Source organism: Synechococcus sp. RS9902 (assembly GCF_014279635.1).
Classification (GTDB): Bacteria; Cyanobacteriota; Cyanobacteriia; order PCC-6307; family Cyanobiaceae; genus Parasynechococcus.
In genome coordinates this window covers 1090659-1115364 of record NZ_CP047949.1, presented here as the reverse complement: position 1 = coordinate 1115364, position 24706 = coordinate 1090659, and the positions used below count along the sequence as shown (strand labels likewise).

The 24706-nt window shown below is 63.9% G+C and carries 25 protein-coding genes; 12 read left to right on the top strand and 13 right to left on the bottom strand.

Features of this window, described 5'->3' with window-relative positions; translation table 11 throughout:
* Positions 1–5 precede the first annotated feature (5 nt).
* Complete coding sequence (gene malQ / locus SynRS9902_RS05935; RefSeq protein WP_186510337.1) at positions 6–1574, top strand: 4-alpha-glucanotransferase; 1569 nt, start codon at positions 6–8, stop codon at positions 1572–1574.
* On the opposite strand, the gene SynRS9902_RS05930 is transcribed toward malQ, so the two are convergent.
* The 6 genes from SynRS9902_RS05930 to SynRS9902_RS05905 form a co-directional block, all read right to left on the bottom strand.
* Entirely contained in the window at positions 1508–2428 is a 921-nt protein-coding gene (locus SynRS9902_RS05930; RefSeq protein ID WP_186510336.1) for a RodZ family helix-turn-helix domain-containing protein, read from the bottom strand. The genes malQ and SynRS9902_RS05930 overlap by 67 nt on opposite strands.
* The gene (locus tag SynRS9902_RS05925) at positions 2419–3171 is read right to left on the bottom strand and encodes a pseudouridine synthase (protein WP_186510335.1); all 753 of its coding nucleotides are present in this window, start codon (positions 3169–3171) and stop codon (positions 2419–2421) included. The genes SynRS9902_RS05930 and SynRS9902_RS05925 overlap by 10 nt, the downstream gene beginning before the upstream one ends.
* Positions 3168–4298, bottom strand: a complete 1131-nt coding sequence (locus SynRS9902_RS05920; protein ID WP_186510334.1) for a HAMP domain-containing sensor histidine kinase — start codon at positions 4296–4298, stop codon at positions 3168–3170. The genes SynRS9902_RS05925 and SynRS9902_RS05920 overlap by 4 nt, the downstream gene beginning before the upstream one ends.
* A 7-nt stretch (positions 4299–4305) precedes the next feature.
* A complete protein-coding gene (locus tag SynRS9902_RS05915; RefSeq protein WP_186510547.1) occupies positions 4306–5034 on the bottom strand; it encodes a response regulator transcription factor in 729 nt (242 codons plus the stop codon).
* Between the two features lie 107 nt (positions 5035–5141).
* Positions 5142–5561 (bottom strand): hypothetical protein, encoded by a 420-nt coding sequence (locus SynRS9902_RS05910; RefSeq protein WP_006850033.1) that lies wholly within the window; start codon positions 5559–5561, stop codon positions 5142–5144.
* A gap of 71 nt (positions 5562–5632) precedes the next feature.
* Complete coding sequence (locus SynRS9902_RS05905) at positions 5633–7282, bottom strand: AarF/ABC1/UbiB kinase family protein (RefSeq protein WP_186510333.1); 1650 nt, start codon at positions 7280–7282, stop codon at positions 5633–5635.
* Positions 7283–7332: 50 nt separating this feature from the next.
* Here SynRS9902_RS05905 and SynRS9902_RS05900 point away from each other — a divergent pair, with 50 nt between their 5' ends.
* Together SynRS9902_RS05900 and SynRS9902_RS05895 are read left to right on the top strand one after the other, a co-directional pair.
* Complete coding sequence (locus tag SynRS9902_RS05900) at positions 7333–8736, top strand: lysine decarboxylase (RefSeq protein ID WP_186510332.1); 1404 nt, start codon at positions 7333–7335, stop codon at positions 8734–8736.
* 84 nt (positions 8737–8820) lie between these two features.
* Positions 8821–9687: a phosphatidate cytidylyltransferase gene (locus SynRS9902_RS05895; RefSeq protein ID WP_186510331.1), complete on the top strand. Its 867-nt coding sequence runs from the start codon at positions 8821–8823 to the stop codon at positions 9685–9687.
* 6 nt (positions 9688–9693) lie between these two features.
* On the opposite strand, the gene SynRS9902_RS05890 is transcribed toward SynRS9902_RS05895, so the two are convergent.
* The 5 genes from SynRS9902_RS05890 to rimI all read right to left on the bottom strand — a co-directional run bounded on the left by SynRS9902_RS05890 (position 9694) and on the right by rimI (position 15502).
* Positions 9694–10314: a DUF2993 domain-containing protein gene (locus SynRS9902_RS05890; protein ID WP_186510330.1), complete on the bottom strand. Its 621-nt coding sequence runs from the start codon at positions 10312–10314 to the stop codon at positions 9694–9696.
* Positions 10307–11173: an alpha/beta fold hydrolase gene (locus SynRS9902_RS05885; protein ID WP_186510329.1), complete on the bottom strand. Its 867-nt coding sequence runs from the start codon at positions 11171–11173 to the stop codon at positions 10307–10309. Before SynRS9902_RS05885 ends, SynRS9902_RS05890 begins: the two co-directional genes overlap by 8 nt.
* Entirely contained in the window at positions 11170–12270 is a 1101-nt protein-coding gene (locus SynRS9902_RS05880; protein WP_186510328.1) for an iron-containing alcohol dehydrogenase family protein, read from the bottom strand. The genes SynRS9902_RS05885 and SynRS9902_RS05880 overlap by 4 nt, the downstream gene beginning before the upstream one ends.
* A complete protein-coding gene (locus SynRS9902_RS05875; RefSeq protein WP_186510327.1) occupies positions 12270–14810 on the bottom strand; it encodes an ATP-dependent Clp protease ATP-binding subunit in 2541 nt (846 codons plus the stop codon). The genes SynRS9902_RS05880 and SynRS9902_RS05875 overlap by 1 nt, the downstream gene beginning before the upstream one ends.
* Positions 14811–14986: 176 nt before the next feature.
* The gene (gene rimI / locus SynRS9902_RS05870) at positions 14987–15502 is read right to left on the bottom strand and encodes a ribosomal protein S18-alanine N-acetyltransferase (RefSeq protein WP_114987812.1); all 516 of its coding nucleotides are present in this window, start codon (positions 15500–15502) and stop codon (positions 14987–14989) included.
* A gap of 3 nt (positions 15503–15505) precedes the next feature.
* Between rimI and lysA the strand changes: the two genes are divergently transcribed.
* The 9 genes from lysA to SynRS9902_RS05825 all read left to right on the top strand — a co-directional run bounded on the left by lysA (position 15506) and on the right by SynRS9902_RS05825 (position 23226).
* Positions 15506–16885 carry a diaminopimelate decarboxylase gene (gene lysA, locus SynRS9902_RS05865; protein WP_186510326.1) on the top strand — a complete coding sequence of 460 codons (1380 nt, stop codon included), beginning with the start codon at positions 15506–15508 and terminating at the stop codon, positions 16883–16885.
* A 22-nt stretch (positions 16886–16907) separates the two neighbouring features.
* Entirely contained in the window at positions 16908–17738 is an 831-nt protein-coding gene (gene cdaA / locus SynRS9902_RS05860) for a diadenylate cyclase CdaA (RefSeq protein ID WP_186510546.1), read from the top strand.
* Entirely contained in the window at positions 17735–18517 is a 783-nt protein-coding gene (locus SynRS9902_RS05855) for an isoprenyl transferase (RefSeq protein WP_115082547.1), read from the top strand. Before cdaA ends, SynRS9902_RS05855 begins: the two co-directional genes overlap by 4 nt.
* Complete coding sequence (gene bioB / locus SynRS9902_RS05850; protein WP_186510325.1) at positions 18514–19509, top strand: biotin synthase BioB; 996 nt, start codon at positions 18514–18516, stop codon at positions 19507–19509. Before SynRS9902_RS05855 ends, bioB begins: the two co-directional genes overlap by 4 nt.
* A 55-nt stretch (positions 19510–19564) precedes the next feature.
* Positions 19565–19990, top strand: a complete 426-nt coding sequence (locus SynRS9902_RS05845) for a cupin domain-containing protein (RefSeq protein WP_186510324.1) — start codon at positions 19565–19567, stop codon at positions 19988–19990.
* Between the two features lie 450 nt (positions 19991–20440).
* Positions 20441–20611 (top strand): hypothetical protein, encoded by a 171-nt coding sequence (locus tag SynRS9902_RS05840; RefSeq protein ID WP_006851366.1) that lies wholly within the window; start codon positions 20441–20443, stop codon positions 20609–20611.
* Between the two features lie 64 nt (positions 20612–20675).
* Positions 20676–21674, top strand: a complete 999-nt coding sequence (locus SynRS9902_RS05835; RefSeq protein ID WP_186510323.1) for a rhodanese-related sulfurtransferase — start codon at positions 20676–20678, stop codon at positions 21672–21674.
* Positions 21675–21722: 48 nt separating this feature from the next.
* A complete protein-coding gene (locus tag SynRS9902_RS05830) occupies positions 21723–22694 on the top strand; it encodes a DUF952 domain-containing protein (protein WP_186510322.1) in 972 nt (323 codons plus the stop codon).
* A 34-nt stretch (positions 22695–22728) separates the two neighbouring features.
* A complete protein-coding gene (locus SynRS9902_RS05825) occupies positions 22729–23226 on the top strand; it encodes a hypothetical protein (RefSeq protein WP_186510545.1) in 498 nt (165 codons plus the stop codon).
* On the opposite strand, the gene lipA is transcribed toward SynRS9902_RS05825, so the two are convergent.
* Positions 23211–24110: a lipoyl synthase gene (gene lipA, locus SynRS9902_RS05820; RefSeq protein ID WP_186510321.1), complete on the bottom strand. Its 900-nt coding sequence runs from the start codon at positions 24108–24110 to the stop codon at positions 23211–23213. The genes SynRS9902_RS05825 and lipA overlap by 16 nt on opposite strands.
* Complete coding sequence (recR, locus tag SynRS9902_RS05815) at positions 24107–24682, bottom strand: recombination mediator RecR (RefSeq protein ID WP_025362207.1); 576 nt, start codon at positions 24680–24682, stop codon at positions 24107–24109. The genes lipA and recR overlap by 4 nt, the downstream gene beginning before the upstream one ends.
* Between the last annotated feature and the right edge of the window lie 24 nt (positions 24683–24706).

Sequence of the window (24706 nt, the reverse complement as noted above, 5' to 3'; positions counted from 1 at the left end):
TCCCCATGGATCAGTCCATTGTAGACAAGGCCAAGGCTGGACCTGCGCGCAGCACCGGGGTGCTGTTGCACCCCACCGCCCTGCCGGGCAGTCCCGTCTGCGGCAGCTTTGGAGAGCCTTGTCGCCGTTGGCTCCAGCTGCTGGCCGACCATGACATCGGCGTCTGGCAGATGCTGCCGCTGGCCCCGCCGGATCCCACCGGCTCGCCCTACAGCTCTCCCTCCTGCAATGCGCTGAACCCCTGGTTCCTGGACGGCCAGGACCTGGCCAATGAGGGATTCATCAGCGATGACGCCCTCAGAGCTGCTCCCGGAGCTGATGCACCGCTGGAGGGAGCGGAGCGTGTGGACTTCAGCCTCGCCAGGCAACGGTCCACTGCCCTCGGCGATGCCCTGCTTGATGCCTGGCCTGATCAGGATCCAGCGCGACATGCCGACTTCAAGCGCTGGACGGACCAGCAGCGCTCCTGGCTAGACGACCACGCCCGTTTTCGCGTCCTGCACGATCAAAACCGCAAACCCTGGTGGGAGTGGCCGCTCCCCCTGGCACGGCATGACAACAAGGCCCTGCGGGCCTGGGCTGAGCAACACCATGACGCGCTGCTGCAGGAACAACTGACCCAGTGGCATCTCGATCGGCAGTGGCAGGCGATCCGCCGTCAGGCGGCCAACCTGGGCATCCAGCTGTTTGGCGACCTGCCCTTCTATGTGAGCAGTGACAGCGCCGATGTCTGGAGCAACCGTTCGCTGTTCACCGTCAAGGAGAACGGCCAGCTCACCACCCAGAGCGGTGTGCCGCCCGATTACTTCTCAGAGACCGGACAGCTGTGGGGCTCACCGGTGTACCGCTGGGGCCAGCATCGGATCACTCGATTCCGATGGTGGCGGCGAAGAATCGCGCGCCAGAGAGAGTTTGTGGATCTGCTGCGCCTTGATCACTTCCGTGCCCTTGCGGCCTTCTGGGCCGTCCCCGGTGCCGACAGCACCGCTGAGAACGGTCAATGGCAGCCCTCCCCGGGCCATGCCCTGCTGCGCAAGCTGCGCAGAGATGCCGGTGGTGCTCTCCCCTTGATCGCCGAGGATCTCGGCGTGATCACACCGGATGTGGAGGAGCTCCGCGATGCCTTCCGGTTGCCTGGCATGAAAGTGCTGCAGTTCGCGTTCGACGGCGAGCGCGACAACCCCTATCTGCCGGAAAACACCGATGGGCATCGATGGGTCGTCTACACCGGCACCCACGACAACCCCACAACCCTGGGCTGGTGGAACGCTTTGGATGCCGACAGCCGGGACCGCATCGCCGCGCGGGTGAATGGTGAGATCACAGCTCCAGCCTGGCATCTGCTCGACATGGCTTTTGCCACGACCGCAGGCCTGGTGATCGCCCCACTGCAGGATCTGATGCACTTGGACGACCGGGCCAGGTTCAACACCCCCGGCACCAGCGAAGGCAACTGGAGCTGGAGGCTTCAAAGCTTTGATGCCGCGCTGGGGAATGCACTGAGCGGCTATGGAAGCAGGGGAGCCGTCTGGGGACGGTCGCTTGCGGGAGCAGGCAGTTTGTTGACCCGATAAACCCCCGGCCGTTCTTGATCCACAGTCAGAGGCTCTCCGTTCCAGAGCACCTGATCCTCAGCACCAGCGGGGGGGTCCAGAAGGACCTCAATCGGGGCCTGCAACTGCAGGGTCAACCTGCCGGCACTGGCCATGAATTGAACCCGGTCTCCCCCACCGCTGGAGAGCTTGAGCGCTCTCGGCTCAGCCACCACAACCTCAAGCACCCCCTGGGACTGCGGCAGGGCGTCCCGCACCAGCTCAAACCACTGCTGAGGCGTGCGTTGCTGGACCTGTTCCAAGGGACGCAGGGCCGCGATGCCTTCGTCTGAACCCGCCAGGTTCGGACCACGGCTGATCGCCTCAACATCGGCGCGCACGGGCTCAAGGCTGAGGCTGTTGCGCATGGCCAGATCCTGTTGTTGGCGGTTGATGGCCAGCAGGCTGAAGGCGATCACCGCCGCATAAACGACCGTTCCCTGCCAGGTGGTGAACACATCGATGTTGCCCAGGGTGAAGCGGCCCAGACCCGCTTTGGCGGGTCCGCGGCGGAGCAACACCGGCGGGGGGAGCAGGGGGTTGAGGCAGCCACCGGGCAGGGCCAGACGACGCTCGATCTGCGGAAGCATCGAGGCGAGATAGGCCCGCTCGGGCAGGCGATCTCGCCAGCCCCGCTCCAGAGCTTCGATCACGGGGGTGGTGATGCGGGTCTCGTTGGCGAGATCTCGAAGCGAGAGGCCCAGTTCCTCACGACGACGCCGCAGCATCAGCCCCAGATCCTGGCGCTGTTGCTCCTGGGCCTCCACCGTGCCGGCATCAGGGCTGGAACCCTTGCGGGGACGTCGCCACCAGAGTCCTGGACGCTTCAGTCGCATGGGCTGTTGGGCGGATCCATCGAACCAGCCCGCTCGAGCAGGGGCTTCCATTCTCCCTCGCTCAACCAGATCCAGCACCCCTCGGCCAGATCACCGAGCGGCAACCCGGCAATCGCCGTGCGCTGCAGGTCAAGAACCGGATGGCCAAGAGCTTCCGCCATCCGACGGATCTGTCGGTTGCGCCCCTCCCGCAGCTCAATCTCCAGAAGCGAGCGGTCACCCCAAGTCCGCAACCGGCGCACCCGAGCGGGGCGGGTCAAGCGCCCATCCAGGGGCACACCCCGACGCCAGCGATCGAGGACTGGCTCCAGCGGCACACCCTGCACCCACACCCGGTAGGTCTTGGCGTGGCTGTAACGCGGGTGGGTGAGTTTCAAGGTGAGTTCGCCCAGATCGGTGAGCAGAAGGGCACCATGGCTGTCGGCGTCCAGGCGGCCAACGGGGTGAAGACCAGCCCGATGCTTCGGAGGCAGCAGGTCAAGCACCGTGCGGCGACCCTGCGGGTCATCGCAGCTGCAGATCACGCCCACCGGCTTGTTCATCAGCAGCACCCGCGCCACACCACGGGACGGCAACGGCTGACCATCCACATGAATCGTCTGCTGCTGCGGATCGGCCTGGTCGCCAACGCGGGCGACCTGACCATCCACCGTCACGCGGCCGGCCTGCAGCCATTCCTCAGCCCGGCGCCTGGAGCAGAGGCCGGCAGCAGCGATCAGTTTCTGCAGGCGCTGGCGCGTCATCCCAGGGGCTCCCGGGGCAGGAGCAGATCCATGCAGGCTCCACCGGCGGGATGATTGCGGGCTTCGATGCGGCCGCCATGGTTGATGGCGATCTGCTGCACGATGGCCAGGCCAAGGCCGCTGCCGCTGCGGTTGGAGCGGGAGCGGGAGGGATCCCCCCGGTAGAAGCGTTGAAACATGCGCGTGAGATCGGTCTCACTCAAGCCAGTGCCATGGTCACGAATGCTGAGCAACCACCAGCCGCCGCTCTGGCGCACCGACACGTCAATGCTGCTCCCATCAGGGGTGTAGCGCAGAGCATTGTCGAGCAGATTGAGCACCGCACGGTGCAAACGGCGCTGGTCACCATGCAGGGGCCCGGATTCGCTTCGGTCCAGCTGCAGCGTCACCCGCCTTTCCTCCGCAATCGGGCCAATCGATCCCCAGGCGCTGTCCACCAGCTCCTCCAGGGTGAGGGGCACATGCCCGCTGTCGTCCTGAGGCAGGCTGTTCTCCAACCGCGACAGCTCCAGCAGGTCCTCCACCAGTAGCTGAAGACGCCGGAGTTCCTTCTGCAGCCGCTGCACCAGAGCCGCGTCGTCCTCCTTAACGGCCAGTTCCAGCCGATCGCTCACCAGCATCAGGGCGGTGAGGGGGGTCTTGAGCTCATGGGCCACATCACTCACCCAACGTTCCTGCTGCTGTTGCTGGGCTTCGAGGGACTGACGGCTCTGGATCAGCACCAGCCAGCATTCGTCACTTCCCGGCAGAACAACGGCCTCGAGCGGAGTCCCCTGTTGATCCCATTCACAACGCTGGGAACGAAGCTGATATCCGCTGCTGAAGATCAACTCCTCCAAGGCAGGAATGTCGAGGACATCCCGGAGCTTCATGCCACGAACCAGGCGATTGAAGGGGATGTGAAGAAGGCGTTCGGCCCGGTCGTTGATGTAGGCGATGGAGTGATCCGGGGCCAGGATCATCCAGCCCTGGGTGGCCGCATCAATCCAGGCCAGCAGCTGGGGAGCGTTCAAGACGATGGAGCGATCCTTCGGCGTTCGCCTGGAGGCCAGAACACGGCGGCGACGCTGCAGCAGAAGCGTGATCCCGATGCCAGCTGCAAAACCGAGTGCGGCGGAGATCACCACAGCGGCCTCAGCCGAAGCGATACCCGAAGCCGCGAACCGTACGGATCAACTGAGGCGATGAGGGCTCCTGCTCAACCTTTTCCCGCAGCCAGCGGATGTGAACATCCACGGTTTTGGTGTCACCGATGAAGTCGACACCCCAAATTTTCTCCAGCAGCTGATCGCGGCTCCAGACGCGCTTGGGGTTCTGGATGAACAGCTCGAGGATCTTGTATTCCTTGGGAGAGAGGGTCAGATCCGTTCCATCCCGGGTGACCCTGCATTCACTGGGATACAGGCACAGGTTGGCGTGAGTGAAGGAATGCGGTTGGGAGGGCGACGTCTCCGATTGACTTGACCGCCGCAGTAAGGCCCTGCAGCGGGCCACCAGCTCACGCAGCCCGAAGGGTTTGACCAGGTAATCGTCGGCGCCCACCTCAAGCCCCAGCACCCGATCGGTCTCACTGTCTCGGGCGCTGATCACCAGGATCGGGGTGGTGTTGTTGATGCGACGGAGCTCGCGGCAAAGGTCAAGCCCCCCCAAGCCGGGGAGCATCAGATCGAGCACGATCAGATCCACCGGATCTGAAGTTTCGACGGTGATCAGATTGAGGGCTGAGGCGCCATCGGCGCAGGTTTTCACCTCGAAGCCCTCCGCGCGCAGGGCCTCTCCGACTGTTTCCCGGATGCTGTCGTCGTCTTCCACCACGAGGAGACGACGGGTGGAGACAGCCGCAGACAGGGTTGTCACGTCCATGAGGCGGGAGAGCGTCCATTCTGGCCGGGGACGCATCTCGACGGAGCAGAACAGCGGCTTCGCTTAAGGGCCCAGATCCCAGAGGAGCAGGCCCAGCGAAACATCGCTCAGAAGAATTCGTCGAAGTTGTCGAAATCAACCGCTTTGAACTTGCCCGCTTCCACCTGCTGCATCAGGCGCTCCAGCTGAGAAAACAAGGCACCACCGGTCAGCAGCGAGAGCAGCAGGGCCACCAACAGGGCAGCGCCAGAGGCAAACCCGAAGATCTGAAGGCAGCAGCCGATGAACAGGGTGACCCCGATGAGGGTGCCGGCATAGCTGAGGTTGATCTCGGCAGTCCCCAGGGGCATCAGAGGGAGTCGGTCCTGCTTCCAGCCATCCAGTTTGTTCTGCACCTGACGGCCAAAGGTGAGGCCGCAGAGCACACCCATCAACAAACCGATGCCTGCCAGCAGGTAGGGGGGCTGGGGCAGGGTCATCATCTGGAGCAGCTGCTCAAGCTCCTGGGCGCTGATCTCCTCAGGCATCGACGCCGATCTCAAAGAGCTGAGACCTTAGCGGTGAGTTCCACAATCTCGCTGGAATCGTGATCTCAGGATCACGCTGCCGCCAACGGGTTGAGACGCTGCAACAGGCCGCCGGCCAGACGCCCTGGGCCGAAGGTGCGACCCAGCAGGCCGACCAGGGCACGCACGTCGTCGGTGTGAAGACGATCGTCACGGATCAGCGTCATCAGCAGACGTTTGCGCAGGTCGGCACCATCTCGGCTGAGCAGCAGCCGCAGACCTGCCCCAGCCACAGGGATCAATTCCTTCCCAGGAGCGGGAGCGTCCTGACCCACCACATCCAGCAAGTTTTCCAGCCGATCCAGGCGCAGGCGGCCTGATTCATCAAAGATCACCTCCAGCAGCTTCTCGCGCATCTCGCTGGTGTCACCCGCCAACAGTCGACGGGCCACGTACGGATAGGCCACAGCAATGATTCGGAAGTTCGGATCCAGCCGCAAGGCAAGGCCTTCCTGGCTGACGACGGCCCGGATGATCAAGGCGAAGCGCGCTGGAACCCGGAAGGGGTAATCGAACATCAGCTCCGAGAAACGATCGGTGATCGCCTTGAAGTTGAACGATCCAACCGAGTCGCCGAGGCTGCCGCCGAGCACCTCTTCAAGGGCAGGAATGATCGGCGTGAGATCGGCCGTGGGGCTGAGAAACCCGAGGGATTGGAAGTCCTTGGCCAACCCGGAGAAGTCACGGTTGATCAGGTGAACCACAGCACCGGTGAGGGTGAGCCGGTCGCTGTCGCTGATGGAGTCCATCATCCCGAAGTCGACGTACCCCACATGGCCGAGATCGCCGGTGCGACCCGGCAGGGCGAAGAGGTTGCCGGGGTGGGGGTCGGCATGGAAGTAGCCGAACTCCAGCAGTTGCTGCAGGCCGCAGATCACGCCGGTGCGGATCAACGCCGTTGGGTCAAGACGCTGGGAACGCAGCTCTTCGCTATCGCGCATCTTGGCGCCATCGATCCAGGTGGTGGTCAGCACCCGGGTGGAGCTGAGCATCCGCTCCACCTTCGGGATGTAGACCGCATCGTTATCTGCGAAAAGCGCCGAAAACCGCTCGGCATTGGCCGCTTCCAGGCCGTAATCGATCTCCTCGAAAAGGCTGCGGCCGAACTCATCAATGATTCCGCCCAGCCCGAAACCGAGGTTGAGCGGCAGAAGCGGCGCCGTCATCACCCCCAAAGCCCGGATCAACACCAGATCCCGCCGCAGGATGAAGGTGAGATTGGGCCTCTGCACCTTCACCGCAACCCAGTGCTGGCCCTGCAGACGGGCCTTGTACACCTGGCCCAGGCTGGCGGCGGCGATCGGCGTGTCGGGAAACTCCTCAAACAATTCCTCTGCCGGCGCACCGAGTTCCTCGCGGATGCAAGCCAGAGCGGTGGCATGGGGAAAGGCCGGCAGATCGTCCTGCAGGCGTGTCAGTTCCTCCAGCCAATCCCGACGCACCAGATCCGGTCGGGTGGAGAGGGCCTGTCCCAGCTTGATGAAGCAGGGCCCCAGACCCGTCAGGGTGTTGAGAATTCGACGCGCCAGCCCCTGCTGAACGGCGGGGTCATTGCTGCCTCCACGCAGCACCAGCACCAGCACCAGCCCCGCCAGGGACCACAGCACCTGAACAAGGCGCGGAATGGCGACCCAGGGACGCAGCAGCAGCCAGCCGAGATCCCGCCCGGGGTCGTAACGCATCGCATCGCGCTGAGTACAGAGGGAGACTTTAAGGAGATAAGGCGGATTTGATGGCGCTTCTGCCCCAGCTCACCCGTCACATCAGTCAGCCCCTGTTTCTGCCGGCCCACGGACGGGGGGCTGCCCTTCCGGATGGACTGCGTCAATTGCTGCGACGCCGCGCCGGCGTCTGGGACCTGCCGGAACTGCCAGCCCTTGGCGGTCCGCTGGAAGCGGACGGCGCCATCGCAGACAGCCAACGCTCCGCCGCGGCACAGATGGGGGTAGCGCGCTGCTGGTACGGGGTGAACGGGGCCACGGGGTTGCTGCAGGCCGCACTGCTGGCCATGGTCCGGCCCGGAGAACGGGTGCTGCTGCCCCGCAACGTGCATCGCAGCCTGATTCAGGCCTGCGTTCTTGGGGACCTGCGGCCGGTGCTGTTCGATCTCCCCTTTCAAAGCGACCGGGGCCAGCCAGCTCCGGCGGATTCGGCCTGGATCGAAGGGGTGCTTGAGGCCCTACCCCGCGATGGAGCACCGATCCGTGCAGCGGTTCTGGTGCATCCCACCTACCAGGGCTATGCCAATGACCCGACGGCGGTGATTCAGCGGCTGCAGCAACAGGGCTGTTGCGTGCTGGTGGATGAAGCCCACGGCTGTCATTTCGCCGCTGGGGTGGACTATCCCCTCCCCCCAAGCGCTCTGCACTGCGGCGCTGATCTGGTGGTGCATTCCCTGCAGAAGTCGGCTGCAGCACTGGCGCAAACAGCGGTGCTCTGGCTGCAGGGAGAGCGTCTGGACCCCGTGCGCGTGGAACGCAGCCTGGGCCTGCTGCAAACCACCAGCCCCAGTGCGCTGCTGCTGGCCTCCTGCGAAGAAGCCCTTCAACACTGGCAGCGGCGCAAGGGACGCCAGCAATTGCTGCGGCGTCTGCAGGAGGCGGAAGCGCTCGCCGATGGCCTGCGCCATAGCGGCGTGCCTCTGCTGAGCAACCAGGATCCTCTGCGCCTGATCCTGCACACGGGGCAGGCGGGCATCACCGGCCTGGATGCCGACGATTGGTTCCTGCCCCGCGGTTTGGTTGGCGAATTGCCGGAGCCAGCCAGCCTCACCCTCTGCCTGGGGCTGGTACGCCATAGAGGGCTGGAGCGGCAAATGAGACACCACTGGCAGAACCTGCTGCAGAGCTTCCCCGATCGCACTCCCTTGCCGGCCTTCGAAGCCCCACCGCTTGCGCTGGTCACCTCCCCAGCCCAGTCACCAACCCAGGCCTGGACGGCGGAGCATCAACAGGTGGCGTTGAAGGATGCGGAGGGGTGCATCGCGGCTGAATTGCTGTGCCCTTACCCACCGGGCATCCCCCTGCTGATTCCCGGCGAACGCCTCGATCGCCAGCGGCAGCACTGGCTTGAACGCCAGCAGCTGTTCTGGGGTGACCAGATCCCAGACGCACTGACTGTGGTGAGTGGGGGCTGAGCTGGGACAGCAAAGGTGGCCTCAAGCCTCGAGATCACGGCCAACAGCGATTGATAGTGTGAAACCAGGACGCCTCCAATCAGCGTGATCCGTGAGGTTGTCCTCGATCAGAGCCAAGCACCAGCGGCCCGAGCAGCCCTGCGCAAGCGCTTGATCAGTGGCCTCGGTGTAGGCGGCTTTGGCCTGCTGGTGGTGAGCCTGGGGGGGTGGTGGTTCACCGCCGCTCTGGGGGGAATGGTGCACCTTGGCCTGCTGGAGTTCTTCCGGATGGCGCAATTCAAGGGAATTCGCCCCGCCACCAAAACCACCCTGGTGGCCTGCCAACTGCTGCTGTTCACCACCCAGTGGGCGATCCAGGGCGGGCTGCCGGCTGATGTGGCCCACGCTGTTCTGCCCCTCTCTGGAGCCGCCATCTGCGGTTGGTTGCTGCTGCAACCGGTGACGGGGTCCATCGCCGACATTGCAGCATCGATCTTCGGGCTGTTCTACCTGGGTTTTTTGCCCAGCCACTGGCTGAGTCTGCGCGGTTTGGACAACGGTCTGGAGATCACCCTGTCGGCCTGCCTGATGATCGTGGCCGCCGACATCGGCTCCTGGGCCGTGGGACGGCGTTACGGGCGACGGCCCCTCTCACCGATCTCCCCAGGGAAAACCATCGAGGGGGCGATCGGGGGATTCATCTCGGCCATGCTGATCGGCCTGATCTGCGGCCAGCTGATGGGCTGGGCGCTGCATGGCCTGCCGGGCCTGCTGCTGGGGGCGCTGATCGCTCTGTTCGCCCTGGTGGGAGACCTGACGGAATCGATGATGAAACGCGATGCAGGCGTGAAGGACTCCGGTGACGTGCTGCCCGGCCATGGCGGGATCCTGGACCGGATCGACAGCTATCTGTTCACCCCAGCGGTGGTCTTTTACGCGATCGCTTTGTGCCAACCACTGTTGGCCCCATAAGCAGCGCTATGGGTTGACGCTGGCCTGGCCTTTGAGGGCCAGCTGGCCACCCGCCAGCTGCACCTGCTCGATTCGAATCGCGGGGTCCATCGGCAGCAAGGTGCGCGGTTCATCGGCGGCCTCCGGCCGGAAGCACAACGTTCCCTGTTCCGCATTGAGGCGGAAGCGACGGCGAACAGGGTCTTGATGGGCCGCGACGGGCACCTGCAACTCGAGCAGATCCACGTCAATGCGCAGCGCCCCCAACGGGCTGAGCCCCATCAGCTGTTCAGCCATCCAGTCCCCGAGCCAGCGCCAGGGTTCGGCCAGCAACGCGCTGTTGAGCTGACGGCCGTTGAAGCTCACCTCGCCCGCCACCTGGAACGGCTGCTTCAGGGCCAGCATCTGACCGGGACTGAGCAGCTTCATGTCCACCTCAATCGAACCGCTGCGCAACTGAACATGCTGCAAGGGCAGCCCCTGGAAACAGGCATCCCTCGCCGTGAGGGTCACACCATCCAGACGCCCCCGCAGCAATGACCAGCTGGAACCGTTCAGGGCCAGTTCGAGGCTGCCGAGGCTGTCGCACTGGCTGCGAATCCAGAGGCGCAGGGCCCCTGCCAGCACATTGAGAACGGGATCAGCCATGGGTCAACAGGGCATGACAACGCTCAGCCACCTTGCGGGGTTGATCGATATGGGGGAGGTGGCCGCAGGAGGGAAAGGTCTCCACGGGCTGATCGAGCAAGGCCTGAAGTGCCTGTTTCTGCGGAGCATGCAGAATCCGATCGTTATCACCCCAGATCACGTGCAGTGACTGGGAGGGCAGGGGATCGCCAGAGCCAGCGAAACCACCGCTGCGGGCGAAGGCCGCCAAGGCCTCCGCCCAGCCGGGACATTGCAGATGCAACGAGGCGATTTGCTCTTCCGGAGCTCCCACGTCCGCATCGGGATCGGCGAAAGCCTGGCGACACAGCCCCCGACGCACGCCGGGACGACCCAGGAACCAGGCACCGACACGATCCAGCAGGGGCGGCACAGGCATCGGACGCCCCGTGAGACCGGCTGGAGCCAGCAGCAGGAGCGACGCCACATGCTCGGGATGACGCCGGGCCAATTCCACAGCCACGGACCCTCCCATTGAGGCCCCGATCAGACCCACTGGAGCCTCGGTGGGAAGCCGCTTCAGCAGGGCATCGAGATGCCGCAAAACAGGTTCCGGTCCGTAGTTGAGGCCCAGGGGACGGGGCGAGAAACCAAAACCGAACAGATCGGGGATGAACAGCTGAAACCGATCCGCCAGGAGGGGAGCCAGGCGCCGGTATTCGAGAAAACTGCTGTCGAAACCATGCAGCAGCAACAACGGAGAGCCTTGGCCAAGCACCGCCACCGGAAAGGGATCATCAACACCCAGGCCAGGCAAATTCCACCACTGCACCTGAGCAGCGAGGGACTCGGCCTGCGGGTCAAGCAGAACCGGCCGCAATTGATCCAGGAGCGTCTTCAAAGGCTGCTGGGGCTGAGTTCCGCAGCACCCACAAGGGCCTCCAGCAAAGCACCATGCGTCACAGCGAAGGGCAAATGATGCAGATCGGAACCCTCGCGGCAGGCGAAGCGACACACCTCCTGCAACTCACTGAGGCTGGCCTGCGCCAGACCCAGATCATCAAGGCTGACGGGCAAACCAAGCTGCCGCAGCAACGGCAACAGCTGGCGGTGTGCCTGGCCTGCAAGCCGGTTGCCGCCCAGACGTTCCTCCAGGCGAAGCTGAACAAGAATTCCGAAGCCCACCTTCTCGCCATGCAGAACGTGGTGACAGGCCTCCAGCTGGGTGAGGCCGTTGTGAACGGCATGGGCCGCAACAGTGCGGCAACGGGCACCGCCCAGTCCCCCCATCACGCCAGCAGTTAGAGCACAGGCTTCAGCGGTGCGCACCCAGGCGGCACTGTCTGGGTCCTGCAGCGCCGCTGGGCTGTCGATCAGCAGTTGATCCCGCAGCACCCGCGCCATCTGCACAGCCTGCTGCACCAGACCATCGCTGCTGTCGCCGCTGCTCACTGAGGCTTCGTACCACTTGGCCAGGGCATCAGCGACACCACTGGCCAAGGTGCGCGGTGGCGCCTGACGCACCAGGCCATGGTCGAAGACAAGAAGATCCGGGCAACGAGCCAGGGCAACATCCCCTTCGAAAGCACCCTGAGGGGAATAAATGTTGGAGAGAGCCGTCCAACCGGCACAGGTGGAGGCACTCAGCGGAACGGTGATGCAGGGAAGGGAGAGGCGGTGGGCCAGCAACTTGCCGGCATCCAGCACTTTTCCGCCCCCAACGGCCAGAACGGCGTCACAGCCCTTGGCTTCCGCAGCCACCCTCTCGAGATCCAGCTCACAGCAATCGAACTGAAGCTGAGCCTGAAGGGGATTGAGCCCCTGGGCCTGGAGATCCAAGACCAACCGCTGACGCTGATCCGCAGTGGAAGCACTGCGACCGAGCACCAGCGGACGAGAGCCAAGGGATTTGATCTGAGGCAAGGCCTCATCCCAGGCTCCATCCCCCCGCAAAACGCTCGCGGGGGCGATGGAATGGGACGAGATGGATCGAACCATCAGACGCTGGCACCGGCGAGTTGCGGTGCGGTGTCCACCTGACCTTTGTGGCGGACCACCACCTTCTTGTCCTCGTCGACATCAACTTCGGCATGATCGCCGTCCTTGATCCGACCTGACAGCACCTCTTCGGCGAGGGAATCCTCGAGAAGACGCATGACGGCCCGACGCAAAGGACGTGCGCCATAGGCAGGGTTGTAGCCCTCCTCCACCAGGCGCTCCTTGAAAGCATCGGACACAGTCAGGGTGATGCCCTTCTCGCCCATGCGGCCAAAGACCTCCTTAAGCATGATCTCGGCGATCTCCTTGACCTCGTCGCGGTTGAGCTGACGGAAAACGATGATCTCATCGAGACGGTTGAGGAATTCAGGGCGGAAGTACTGCTTGAGCTCCTCATTCACCAGGGAACGGATCCGGGTGTACTGAGACTCCTCAGCGCTTTCACCAGAGAATTCGAAGCCGAGGCCGCCGCCACCCTTCTCGATCACCTTCGAACCGATGTTCGAGGTCATGATGATCAGGGTGTTCTTGAAGTCGACCGTGCGGCCCTTGGAATCGGTCAGACGACCGTCTTCCAGAAGCTGCAGCAGCAGGTTGAACACGTCGGGGTGCGCCTTCTCGATTTCATCGAAGAGCACCACGGTGTAAGGCCGGCGACGCACCGCTTCGGTGAGCTGACCGCCCTCGTTGAAGCCCACATAGCCCGGAGGCGAACCAATCAGCTTGCTGACCGTGTGGCGCTCCATGAATTCCGACATGTCGAGGCGGATCATCGCCTCTTCGCTGCCGAAGAAGTAGGTGGCCAGAGCTTTGGTGAGCTCGGTTTTACCCACACCGGTGGGGCCAGAGAAGATGAAGCTGGCGATCGGGCGGTTGGGGTTCTTCAAGCCGACCCGGGCACGGCGGATGGCCTTGGACACCGCCTTGACGGCTTCGTCCTGGCCAATCAGTCGCTTGTGGAGGGTTTCCTCCATGTTGAGCAGCTTGACCGACTCGCTCTCGGTGAGTTTCTGCACCGGAACACCAGTCCAGGAGGCAACGATCTGAGCGATGTCCTCCTCGTTCACCATCGGTGAGCTGTCTGAAGTAGCCGCCTCGGTGGACGCCGTTTCACCGGAATCAGCAGTGGTGTCAGCCTTGGCCTCATCCTTGTTGGCCTGCAGCAGAGAACGGATCTGCTCCCGCAGTTCAACTTCCTTCTCGCGCAGTTCACCGGCCTTGGTGAAGTCCTGATCGCGGACGGCATCCTCCTTGTCCTTCTGGACGGAACGCAGTTCCTTGTCCACCTCCTTGGCCGCAGGGGGCAGCTTCGAGTTGAGCAGACGCACCCGGGATCCGGCTTCATCGATCAAATCGATGGCCTTATCGGGCAGGAAGCGATCCGAGATGTAGCGATCTCCGAGGGTTGCGGCCGCCACAAGGGCGTCGTCGGTGATCTTGAGGCGATGGTGCTGCTCGTAACGCTCGCGCAGGCCGCGCAGGATTTCGATGGTGTCGTCGATGGACGGCTCACCCACATTCACCGGTTGGAAACGGCGCTCAAGGGCGGCGTCCCGTTCGATGTGCTTGCGGTACTCATCCAGGGTGGTGGCACCGATGCACTGGAGCTCACCGCGGGCAAGGGCCGGCTTGAGGATGTTGGCGGCGTCGATCGCTCCTTCAGCAGCGCCGGCACCGATCAGGGTGTGCACCTCGTCGATCACGAGGATGACGTTCCCGGCCGCTTTGATCTCCTCCATGATCTTCTTGAGGCGCTCCTCGAACTCACCTCGGTACTTGGTGCCAGCCACCAACAGACCGATATCAAGGGTCAGGACGCGTTTGTCTTCGAGGATGTCGGGGATGTCGCCCTGCTGAATGCGCTGGGCCAGGCCCTCAGCGATAGCGGTCTTACCGACACCGGGCTCGCCGATCAGCACAGGGTTGTTCTTGGTGCGGCGGCCCAGGATCTGGATGACGCGGTCGATCTCGTTGTGACGGCCCACCACCGGGTCGAGCTTCGCTTCGGTAGCGAGCTGAGTGAGGTTGTTGCCGAACTCGTCGAGGGTGGGAGTTTTGGTGGATCCCTTGGCACCGCCGCCACCGCCACCGGCGGAGACTTCAGCGGTTTCACCCAGCATGCGAATCACCTGGGTGCGCACCTTGGCCAGGTCGACGCCAAGGTTCTCCAGCACACGGGCAGCAACACCTTCGCCCTCACGGATCAGACCGAGCAGCAGGTGCTCTGTGCCGATGTAGTTGTGACCGAGCTGACGGGCCTCTTCCAGAGACAACTCCAGTACGCGCTTGGCGCGGGGTGTGAAGGGGATCTCAACAGCGACAAAGCCGGATCCACGGCCGATGATTTTCTCAACTTCAACCCGGGCATCCTTGAGGTTCACCCCCATGGACTTGAGCACCTTGGCGGCAACCCCCGTTCCCTCGCCAATCAGGCCGAGGAGGATTTGCTCAGTACCAACGAAATTGTGACCAAGTCTGCGGGCCTCTTCTTGGGCCAGCATGATCACCTTGATGGCCTTCTCGGTGAAGCGTTCAAACATCGCTGGGCCAATGCAGTGATGTAACCAAGCTATCAGGGTTGAGGGACTGCTGCGAGTGTTCGGTTTGTTCGGTCACTTTCCAGTCTGAGACTGGCCTGAAGCGCACAAAAAATAATAATGAATCCCACAAGATTCACCGCTTTTTTTGTCTCCCAGGGACGGGAAACCGAACAACTTCAAGCCGCCGACGTGGGCGACGGCGCTGACGGGATGCGACACCACTGAATGAGGGCGTCGCGACCATCGGAGTAGTACCCGGAACGGGTGCCTGCGGTACGGAAACCGGCTTTGGCGTAAAGCGCCAGAGCGGCAACGTTGTCGCTAGCCACCTCGAGGGTGGCGTGCACGGCACCGTGCTGTCGTGCCCGTTGCAACAGTGCTTTCAAAAGCACACCTCCATGGCCGCTGCGACGCCTGTCGGGATCCACAGCCACCGCCGTGATGTGCAGTTCATCGGCCACCATCCAGCCGCAGGCCACCCCCAATAGGGCTTCGGGCTGCACAAGACCGATGCAGAGGCGCCGGGGGTCGTCCAGCTCACGCCGCCATTGTTCTGCGGTCCAGAGGCCGTTGAGCGCCCGTTGATCCAGTGCCAGACAGGCTTGCTGCCAGGACGGGTCAAGGCGCAGGATCTGCGCAGTCGGTTCGCCCCCTGCAGGGTCGATTCCTAGATTGCCCTTCGACGCCGCCACTCCGTGACCCAAACCATCACCAGTCAACGGCCCTTCGAGGCCAACCGGGATGCGGAGAGCCCCAATCGCAACCTGACCCCGATCACCACAGAACTCGACGACACCGACCGTCTTGTTGTGGGCGGGTGTCGTCTCAGCGATCTGGCCGAACGTTACGGCACACCGTTGTATGTGCTGGATGAAGCCACCGTTCGGGCCACGTGCCGGGCCTACCGCCAGGCCCTGGAAAAGCATTACGCCGGACCATCCCTGCCGATCTACGCCTCCAAGGCCAACAGCTCTCTGGTGATGAGCAGCCTGGCGGCCTCCGAGGGGCTGGGTCTGGATGCGGTGTCAGCCGGTGAACTGCTGACCGCACTGCGCGGTGGGATGCCCGGAGAGCGGATGGTGCTGCACGGCAACAACAAATCCGACGAGGAGCTGCTGCTCGCGTACGCCAACAAGGTGACGATCGTTGTGGACAACCAGCACGATCTCGATCGCCTCGCCGAACTGGTGCCCGCTGGAGCCGAACCGGCTCGCCTGATGCTGCGCTTCACCCCAGGCATCGAGTGCCACACGCACGAATACATCCGCACCGGTCACCTGGACAGCAAGTTCGGCTTCGATCCCGACCAGGTGGAACCCGTGCTGCGCAGCCTGGTGGGACAGCCCTGGGCCCAACTCACCGGGCTGCACGCCCACATCGGATCCCAGATTTTTGAACTCGAGCCCCACCGGGATCTGGCGGCGGTGATGGCCGACAAGCTGAAACTGGCCCGTGACCTGGGCCATCCCGTGAGCGACCTCAACGTGGGCGGCGGCCTGGGCATCCGCTACGTGGAGTCGGACGACCCCCCAAGCATTGAGCAGTGGATCCAGGTGGTAGCCGAAGCCGTCACCACCGCTTGCCAGGAACGGGGCCTCGAGCTGCCGCGGTTGATGTGCGAACCGGGCCGTTCCCTGGTGGCGACCGCAGGCGTGACCCTGTACTCGGTGGGCTCGCGCAAAACGATCCCGAACGTGCGCACCTACGTGGCCATCGACGGTGGCATGAGCGACAACCCTCGCCCGATCACCTACCAGTCGCTCTATACCTGCTGCCTGGCCGATCGCCCCCTGGCCAAGCCAGACGAAAGCGTGAACCTGGTGGGCAAGCACTGCGAATCCGGCGATGTGCTGCTGAAGGACCTGCCCCTGCCCACCACCGAGAGCGGTGACATCGTCACCGTGTTTGCCACCGGTGCCTACAACGCCTCGATGAGTTCGAACTACAACCGGATCCCGAGGCCCGCTGCCGTTCTGGTGCACGACGGGGCAGCTGAACTGGTGCAGAAGCGGGAGCAGCCGGATGACCTGCTGCGCTACGACGTTTTGCCAGAACGATTCAACGCGTTACGTTGACAGCAGTGCTGAGAAGAGCGGAGTGAACGTGTTGGCGGTGGTGGATCCGCGCCTTGTGCTCGACGTTCTCTTTGCCTCTTCCATCGGCTTTCTGCTTTTTTCCCGCGTCAACGAGCAGCGCACCCTCTGGCTGCTCCGGGGTTGGTTGTTTTTGGTGGCGATGGCCTGGTTCGTCCAGCGTTTCGCCAACCTGCCCCTCACCACAAAGCTGGTGGACGCGCTCGTCATGGCCTGTTCGCTCTCCCTGGCCATCCTTTGGCAAGGGGAGCTGCGCCGTCTGATGGAACTACTGGGCACTGGCCGTCTGGCCGTGTTGCTGGGCAATCCCCAGAAAGAGTTCAGCGCTTCGGCAGGCACCGTCAGCCAGATCACCGAGGCAGCAGGCCGGCTGTCGCAGTTGCGGCGTGGAGCCTTGATCGTGGTGGACCTGGGCAGCGACCTGAGGCCTGAGGACTTTCTCAATCCCGGCATCCCCATTGGTGCGGTGCTGAGTCGCGAGCTGATGCTCAACCTGTTCGCCGCCGACACCCCCCTCCACGACGGTGCCGTGCTGGTAAGGGGCAATCGAATCGAATCGGCGGGGGTGATTCTTCCCCTGTCGAGGGACAGCGTGAGCCGTTTCGGCACCCGCCATCTGGCGGCCCTAGGGATTACCGAACGCTTCGATCGCTGCATCTGCATCGTTGTGTCGGAAGAAACCGGAACGCTGTCGCTGGCGAACCAGGGCAAGCTGGAACGACCGATCACCAGTTCACGCCTTCAGGAACTGCTCAAGGAGCTGTTCAGTACGGCCGAATCGATGCCGCCGGCACGACGTACGGTGGGTAGCGCTCCGTCCGAATCGCTGTCTTGAGCCGCCCTCCGGCCACCAGCACTGACACGGCCGATCGTTCGCTTCTGCCTGCGGACCTCGACCCAGGTCGGCTCCCGCAACACGTGGCTCTGATCATGGATGGCAACGGTCGCTGGGCGAAATCCCGGGGTTTGCCGCGCGTGATGGGGCATCGTGCCGGCGTTGAAGCGCTGAAGTCCACCCTGCGGCTGTGCAGCGACTGGGGCATCCAAGCCCTCACGGCCTATGCCTTCTCCACGGAGAATTGGTCGCGCCCGGGGGAGGAGGTGAATTTCCTGATGACCCTGTTCGAACGGGTGTTGCAGGCCGAACTGCAGGCCCTGGAGGCCGAACAGGTGCGGATCCGCTTTCTCGGCGATCTGAAAGCCCTGCCCCAGAAACTGCAGGAGCTGATTGCCGATGCCACGGCCCGCACGGCGGGCAACAACGGCATTCACTTCAACGTGTGCACCAACTACGGCGGACGACGGGAGCTGGTGCAGGCCGCTCAACGGCTGGCCCAACGCGCTGCTGCGGGAGAGCTGGACCCCGACAGCATCGACGAGAACAGCATCGCCGCCGAACTGTTCACAGCTGGCGAACAGGATCCCGATCTGTTGATCCGCACCAGCGGGGAACACCGCATCAGCAATTTCCTGCTCTGGCAGCTGGCCTATGCCGAAATTCACGTCACCGATGTGCTCTGGCCCGACTTCAATGCCGATGCCTTGAAAGCCGCCCTGCTCGATTTCCAATGTCGCCACCGCCGCTTCGGCGGTCTTGATCCGATCCGCCCATGACCCTCAGCATCCGCCACGACTGGACCACCGAGGAGATCCAGACCCTGCTGGAACTTCCCTTGATGGAGCTGCTCTGGCAGGCCCAAACCGTGCATCGGGAAGCCAACCCGGGCTACCGGGTGCAGCTGGCCTCGCTGCTGAGCGTGAAAACGGGGGGCTGCGAAGAAGACTGTGCCTACTGCTCTCAGTCGATCCACAACAGCAGCGACGTGACGGCCTTTGAAGCCCAGATGCAGGTGGAGCCGGTGCTTCAGCGGGCCCGGGCCGCCAAGGAAGCCGGAGCTGATCGTTTCTGCATGGGCTGGGCCTGGCGGGAGATCCGCGATGGCGCTCCCTTTGAGGCGATGCTCGAGATGGTGCGAGGGGTTCGCGGCATGGGGATGGAAGCCTGCGTGACCGCGGGGATGCTCACCGACCAGCAGGCGAAACGTTTGGCCGAAGCCGGCCTAACGGCCTACAACCACAACCTCGACACCAGCCCCGAGCACTACGACCGGATCATCTCCACCCGCACCTATCAGGAGCGACTGGAAACCCTGCAACGGGTGCGCAAGGCCGGCGTCACCCTCTGCTGCGGCGGCATCATCGGTATGGGTGAGACCATGCGGGACCGCGCCTCCATGCTGCAGGTGCTGGCCAGCATGAACCCCCATCCCGAAAGCGTTCCGGTCAACGGTCTGGTGGCGGTGGAAGGCACCCCCTTGGAAGAGCAGACTCCCTTCGAACCGCTGGAGCTGGTGCGGATGGTGGCGACGGCAAGGATCCTGATGCCCCATGCCCGGGTGCGGTTGAGCGCCGGCCGTGAATCGATGAGCCGGGAAGCGCAGATCCTCTGCCTCCAGGCGGGGGCCGATTCGATCTTCTACGGCGATGTTCTGCTCACCACCGGCAACCCGGACGTGGAGGCCGACCGCCAACTGCTCGCCGATGCGGGGGTGACCGCCAACTGGCAGGAGGGCGCGGCGGCTCCGGCCAGCTGCTCGCCCCTCTGATCAGCTCAGGGCAGGCTTCAATAAATCGATTAAGACGGTGCATCGCTTCGAAACCATGCACCTCAAACAAGTTGGCTGGGCCGCCGGGCTGATGCTCCTGGCCAGCAGCGTTCAAGCTGCTCCTCAGCCTGAGATTCAGGAGTTGTTCAAGGCGAGTCGTACCCCTGGCGATCGGGTGGTGGCCTATCCGCAAGGAACACCGGAGATGCGGGTGGTTCGCGTCGGCCTGCCGGTGGGAGCAACGATTCCACTCCACACCCATCCATCACCCGTGATCGTTGTGGTGACCAAGGGCGCGATGACCAACGTGCGCCTGGTGGACGGCAAGGAGGTTGTGAGCGTGGTGCGGCCTGGTGATGGCTTTCTCGAGGGCCATCCGGATGAACCGCACTACGTGACCAACCAAGGCCCTGAACCAGCAGAGGCGATCGTGACCTTCGCCAGTGTTGAAGGCCTCCCGAACATGGTTCAGATGAACTAAGCGATCACTCCGCTTCATCCAAAGCGTCGTTCAATCGGTCGAGGGAGGAAGGTTCATGGGTCATCGGAATGAATGGTCAAACCAGGTGGTCTGGAGCCACCCACCGGATCCAACCTCCCTCAACGGAGGGATTGCTGGACCATCCTCTTTCCCCCAAATGAGGGATGGGCAACATCCCAAAGAAGCCCTTATGAAGATCTCTTGACTGGCACACAGGCTGAGCGGGCGCAGGGCTAGACCGGAAAAAGCCCTTCGATGAGGCGCCGTGATTGATCCCATCGTCATCCCCTCGCTGCTCGGTCTGTTAGTTCTCTCGGTGATCCTGGAAGCGATCAAGGACGACAGGCAGCGTCACCACCATCACCGCTATTGAGATCGGGCCGGACAGGTTCTGCGCGAACCATCCCGACTGTCACCAACCGGAAACACTGCACAAAACACTCATTGTGGGTGGCATCCCGGTTGAGCTACACCGTGCTGGTCTGTGGCTCAGCCATGAAGATCGACAGCGCCAACGCTCAACCCATGGGAAGCCTGATCTTTGAAGGGGGACACAAGCCCTTCCATGCCCTGGCCTGTCCCCTGAAGCCGGCTTCGGTGCGCATCAGCAAGAAGGCCTGAGGACGAACCACGGGGGCATGACCCGGCCTGATGCAGGCTGGAGGACTGTTAAACCCGTAGCAGCGTGAACCCGAGCAACCTGGAGCCTGGGCTAGCGAACGACAGCCGACTCTTGGTGGCGGCGTTTTATGCCTTCACGCCCCTGGATGACGAGCGTCGGGAGACATTGCTGAGCAGCTTGCCGACCCTGGCCCGCAATGGCAGCGTGCTCGGCTCGGTGTTGGTGGCCCATGAAGGGGTGAACGGCACGATCAGTGGACCGGAATCAGCTGTTGATGCGGTGCTGGATCACCTGCGCGCCTCGTTGGATCTGGGCGACGACCACTACGCACGGCTCGAGGTGAAGCGCAGCTGGGCCGACAAACCGGTGTTCCGCCGCTTCAAGGCCCGCCGCAAAAAGGAAATCGTGACCATCGGCGTGGCCAGCGTGGATCCCAGCACCAGCGTGGGCACCTACGTGGAACCCGAACACTGGAATGCCCTGGTGGATGATCCCGACACCCTGGTGATCGACACCCGCAACAGCTACGAAACGGCGATCGGCACGTTCGAGGGGGCCATCGACCCCAGCACCGAGAGCTTCCGCGACTTCCCGCAATGGGCAGAGTCCACGCTGCGGCCCCTGATCGAACAGCAGGGCAGCAAACGCATCGCCATGTTCTGCACCGGTGGGATCCGCTGCGAGAAAGCCAGCAGCTATCTGCAGCAACAGGGTTTCGGGGAGGTGCACCACCTGCGCGGCGGCATCCTCAAGTACCTCGAGCAGGTGCCGAAAGCCGAAAGCCGCTGGCAAGGGGAGTGCTTTGTTTTTGATCAACGGGTGGCGCTGAACCACCGGCTGGAACCAGGAGAGCACAGCCTTTGCCACGCCTGCGGCCTGCCGGTGTCAGCCCAGCAACGCGAACTGCCGAGCTACATCAAGGGGGTGCAGTGCCTGCACTGCGTGGATCGCTTCAGCGATGCCGACCGGGAACGCTTCGCCATGCGCCAGCGCCAGATCGATCAACGCCAGATTGATCAACGTCAGATCGATCAACACAACATCGGCCGGCAGCAGGCCTGAACAGTCAGGCCGCATCGGACAATCCCTGCCAGGGACCACCCCGATGCCGTGCTGCCGATCCTCTACAGCTTTCGACGCTGCCCTTACGCCATGCGCGCCCGCTGGGCTCTGCTGGAGACAGGACTGTTGGTGCAGTGGCGGGAGATCGCACTGAAGGCCAAACCGACAGAGATGTTGGCGGTTTCCCCCAAGGGCACGGTGCCCGTGTTGGTGCTGCCGGATGGCAGCGTGATCGAGGAAAGCCTGGCGGTAATGCACTGGGCCCTGGATCAGGCGGACCCTCGCGAGCTGCGCAACGCCGGCGATGCCTCAGCGCTGATCGAGCAGAACGACGGCGCGTTCAAACATCATCTCGACCGCTTCAAGTACACCGACCGCTACCCCGGCACCAACAAAGACGAGCAACGCGCCGCCGGTCTGGCGATCCTTCAGAGCTGGAACCAGAGGATCGCCGACCAGGGCTGGCTGCTGGGCACACACTGCTCGCTGGCCGATGCCGCCCTCTGGCCGTTCGTGCGGCAGTGGCGCATCGCCGATCCCGAAGGATTCGACAACGACAACAGCCTGGAAGCCCTGCGCCACTGGCTCCAGCGCTTCCTCGAGGATCCCCGCTTCGAGCGGCTGATGCAACGGGCCGACCCCTGGAATGCCGGGGGGCAACAACACCACTTCCCCGCAGATGCCGTGGCGGTGCCCCTGGATCAGCCCCTGTTTCACCTGGCCCTCAAGGCCGACTGGCAGGCCGCCCAGACCAGCGGCAGCTACCGCATCTCCACCCGGGGGATGACGTTGGAGCAGGTGGGCTTCATCCACTGCTCCTGGCAGGAGCAGGTGCAGGCCACCTTTGAGCGCTTTTATGCCGACACCGGCGAGGTGCTGCTGCTGGAGATTGATCCCGCGGCCGTGAACGCCCCGCTGCGGGCCGATGCCATCCCCACCGGCGAACTGTTCCCCCATCTCTACGGGCCGCTGCCCCTGAAGGCGGTGCGCTCGGTGGGCACCATGCCCGCGGCAGCATGACTGGACAACCATGACCGTGGCCAGATCCCGATCGATGCTTGAGCAACTAGAAGCCGAAGCCCGTGAACGGGGACTGCTGCTGAGGTTGCAAGTGGGCCGCCCCCTGGGGCTGTGGAGCCTGCGGCTGGTGGTGGCCCAGCAAGCCGCCAGCGGCAGCCTGCTGCTGCTGGGGGAAATGAAGGGATGGGCCTATTCCGCCGCCACGGGCCTGCAGCTCGACACGATGCGGGTGATGCCGAAGGCGCCTGCCGGCGTGGGTGATCTGATCTGGGCGGCCACCATGGCCTGGGCCCAGGAGACCACCCCCTGCTCACGGGCCCGGTTGCTGGCCATCCGCGACGACGAGCAGCAGCACCGCCGGCTGGTGCGCTACTTCCGCCAACGCGGCTTCAGCAAAACTCGCGATGTGGAAGCGGCGCTCTGGGATCTACCCCTGCGCATGGTCTGGGGCGGTGCTGGTGCCTTGATGAGTGGTGATCTGGCCACCGTGCTGGAGCGCAGTCTGCGGGGCTGGCGTCAGTCGGCGGCGTGATAGCTGCTGCGCACCAGCGGACCACTGCGCACCTGAGCAAAGCCCAGCTCTCGGGCCACGTCCGCCAGCTCATCGAACTCCTGCGGCATCCAGTAGCGGGCCACCGGAATGTGCTCCAGTGAGGGACGCAGGTACTGCCCCAGGGTGATCCGTTGGCAATCCACAGCGCGGAGGTCGTGGAGGGTGGCGATCACCTCGTCGCGGCTTTCCCCCAGGCCAAGCATCAGGCCACTTTTGGTGGGGATCTCCGGCGCCAACTCCCGGGCGGCCGCCAGTAAGCCGAGCGACCGCGCATAGGTGGCACCGCGGCGCACCTCCCCCTGCAGCCGCTGCACGGTTTCCAGGTTGTGGTTGAAACACAGCGGCTGGGCCGCCAACACAGTGGCCAGCCGCTCCCGTTGGGCCGCCAAGGCCTGATTGTGATCCGCCACACCCCCCCAGAAATCGGGGGTGAGCACTTCAAGGGCGATCAGCGGATTGCGTGCACGGATCGCCGCCATGGTGCTGGTGAACAGGCTGGCGCCGTGATCGGAGAGATCATCCCGGGCCACCGCCGTGAGCACCACATAACGGAGCTGCATCGCCTCCACCGCATCGGCCACCCGCTCGGCTTCGGCGGCATCCACCGGCATCGGGGCCTGGCCCTTGTCCACCTGGCAGAAGGCACAACTGCGGGTGCAGATCGAGCCACCCAACAGAAACGTCGCCGTTCCGGCGGCGTAGCACTCGCCGCGGTTGGGGCAGCGCCCCTCCTCACAGATGGTGTGGAGCCGGTTCTGCTTCACCAGCCCCTGCACCCGCTCCAACTCCGAGGCGTTGCCGATCGGCCGCCGCAGCCAGTCCGGCAGTCGCTCGGCAGGGGGGATGGCGCTGTACTTGCTCATACCGGCCGGCGCCCTTCAAGAGCCCTGCTCAGGGTGACCTCATCGGCGTATTCCAGTTCACTGCCCATCGGCAGGCCATAGGCGATCCGGCTCACCGAGCAGAAGGGCTTGAGCAACCGCCCCAGATACAAGCTGGTGGTGTCCCCTTCCACGCTGGGGGTGAGGGCCAGGATCACCTCACTGATCTCCTCGTTGGTGATGCGCTGCACCAATTCAGTGACGTGCAGCAGCTCCGGGCCGATGCCGTCCATGGGTGAGATCAGGCCACCGAGCACGTGGTAGCGCCCCTGAAATTCACGGGTGCGCTCCAGCGCCAGAAGATCGCGGGAATCGGCCACCACGCAGATCACGCCGTTGCGACGCTCGGGATTGCGGCAGATCTCACATTCGGGATCGGCGGAGAGGTGGAAGCAGGTCTGGCACTGGCCCACCTGGGTGCGGGCCGCCAACAGAGCATCAGCGAACTGATGGATCTGCTCCTGCGGTTGGTTCAACAGGTGCAGCGCAAGTCGCTGGGCCGTGCGCGGGCCGATGCCGGGCAGACGCTCGAACTGATCAATCAGCCGAGCCAACGGTTTGGTGAAGCCGCTCAGGGA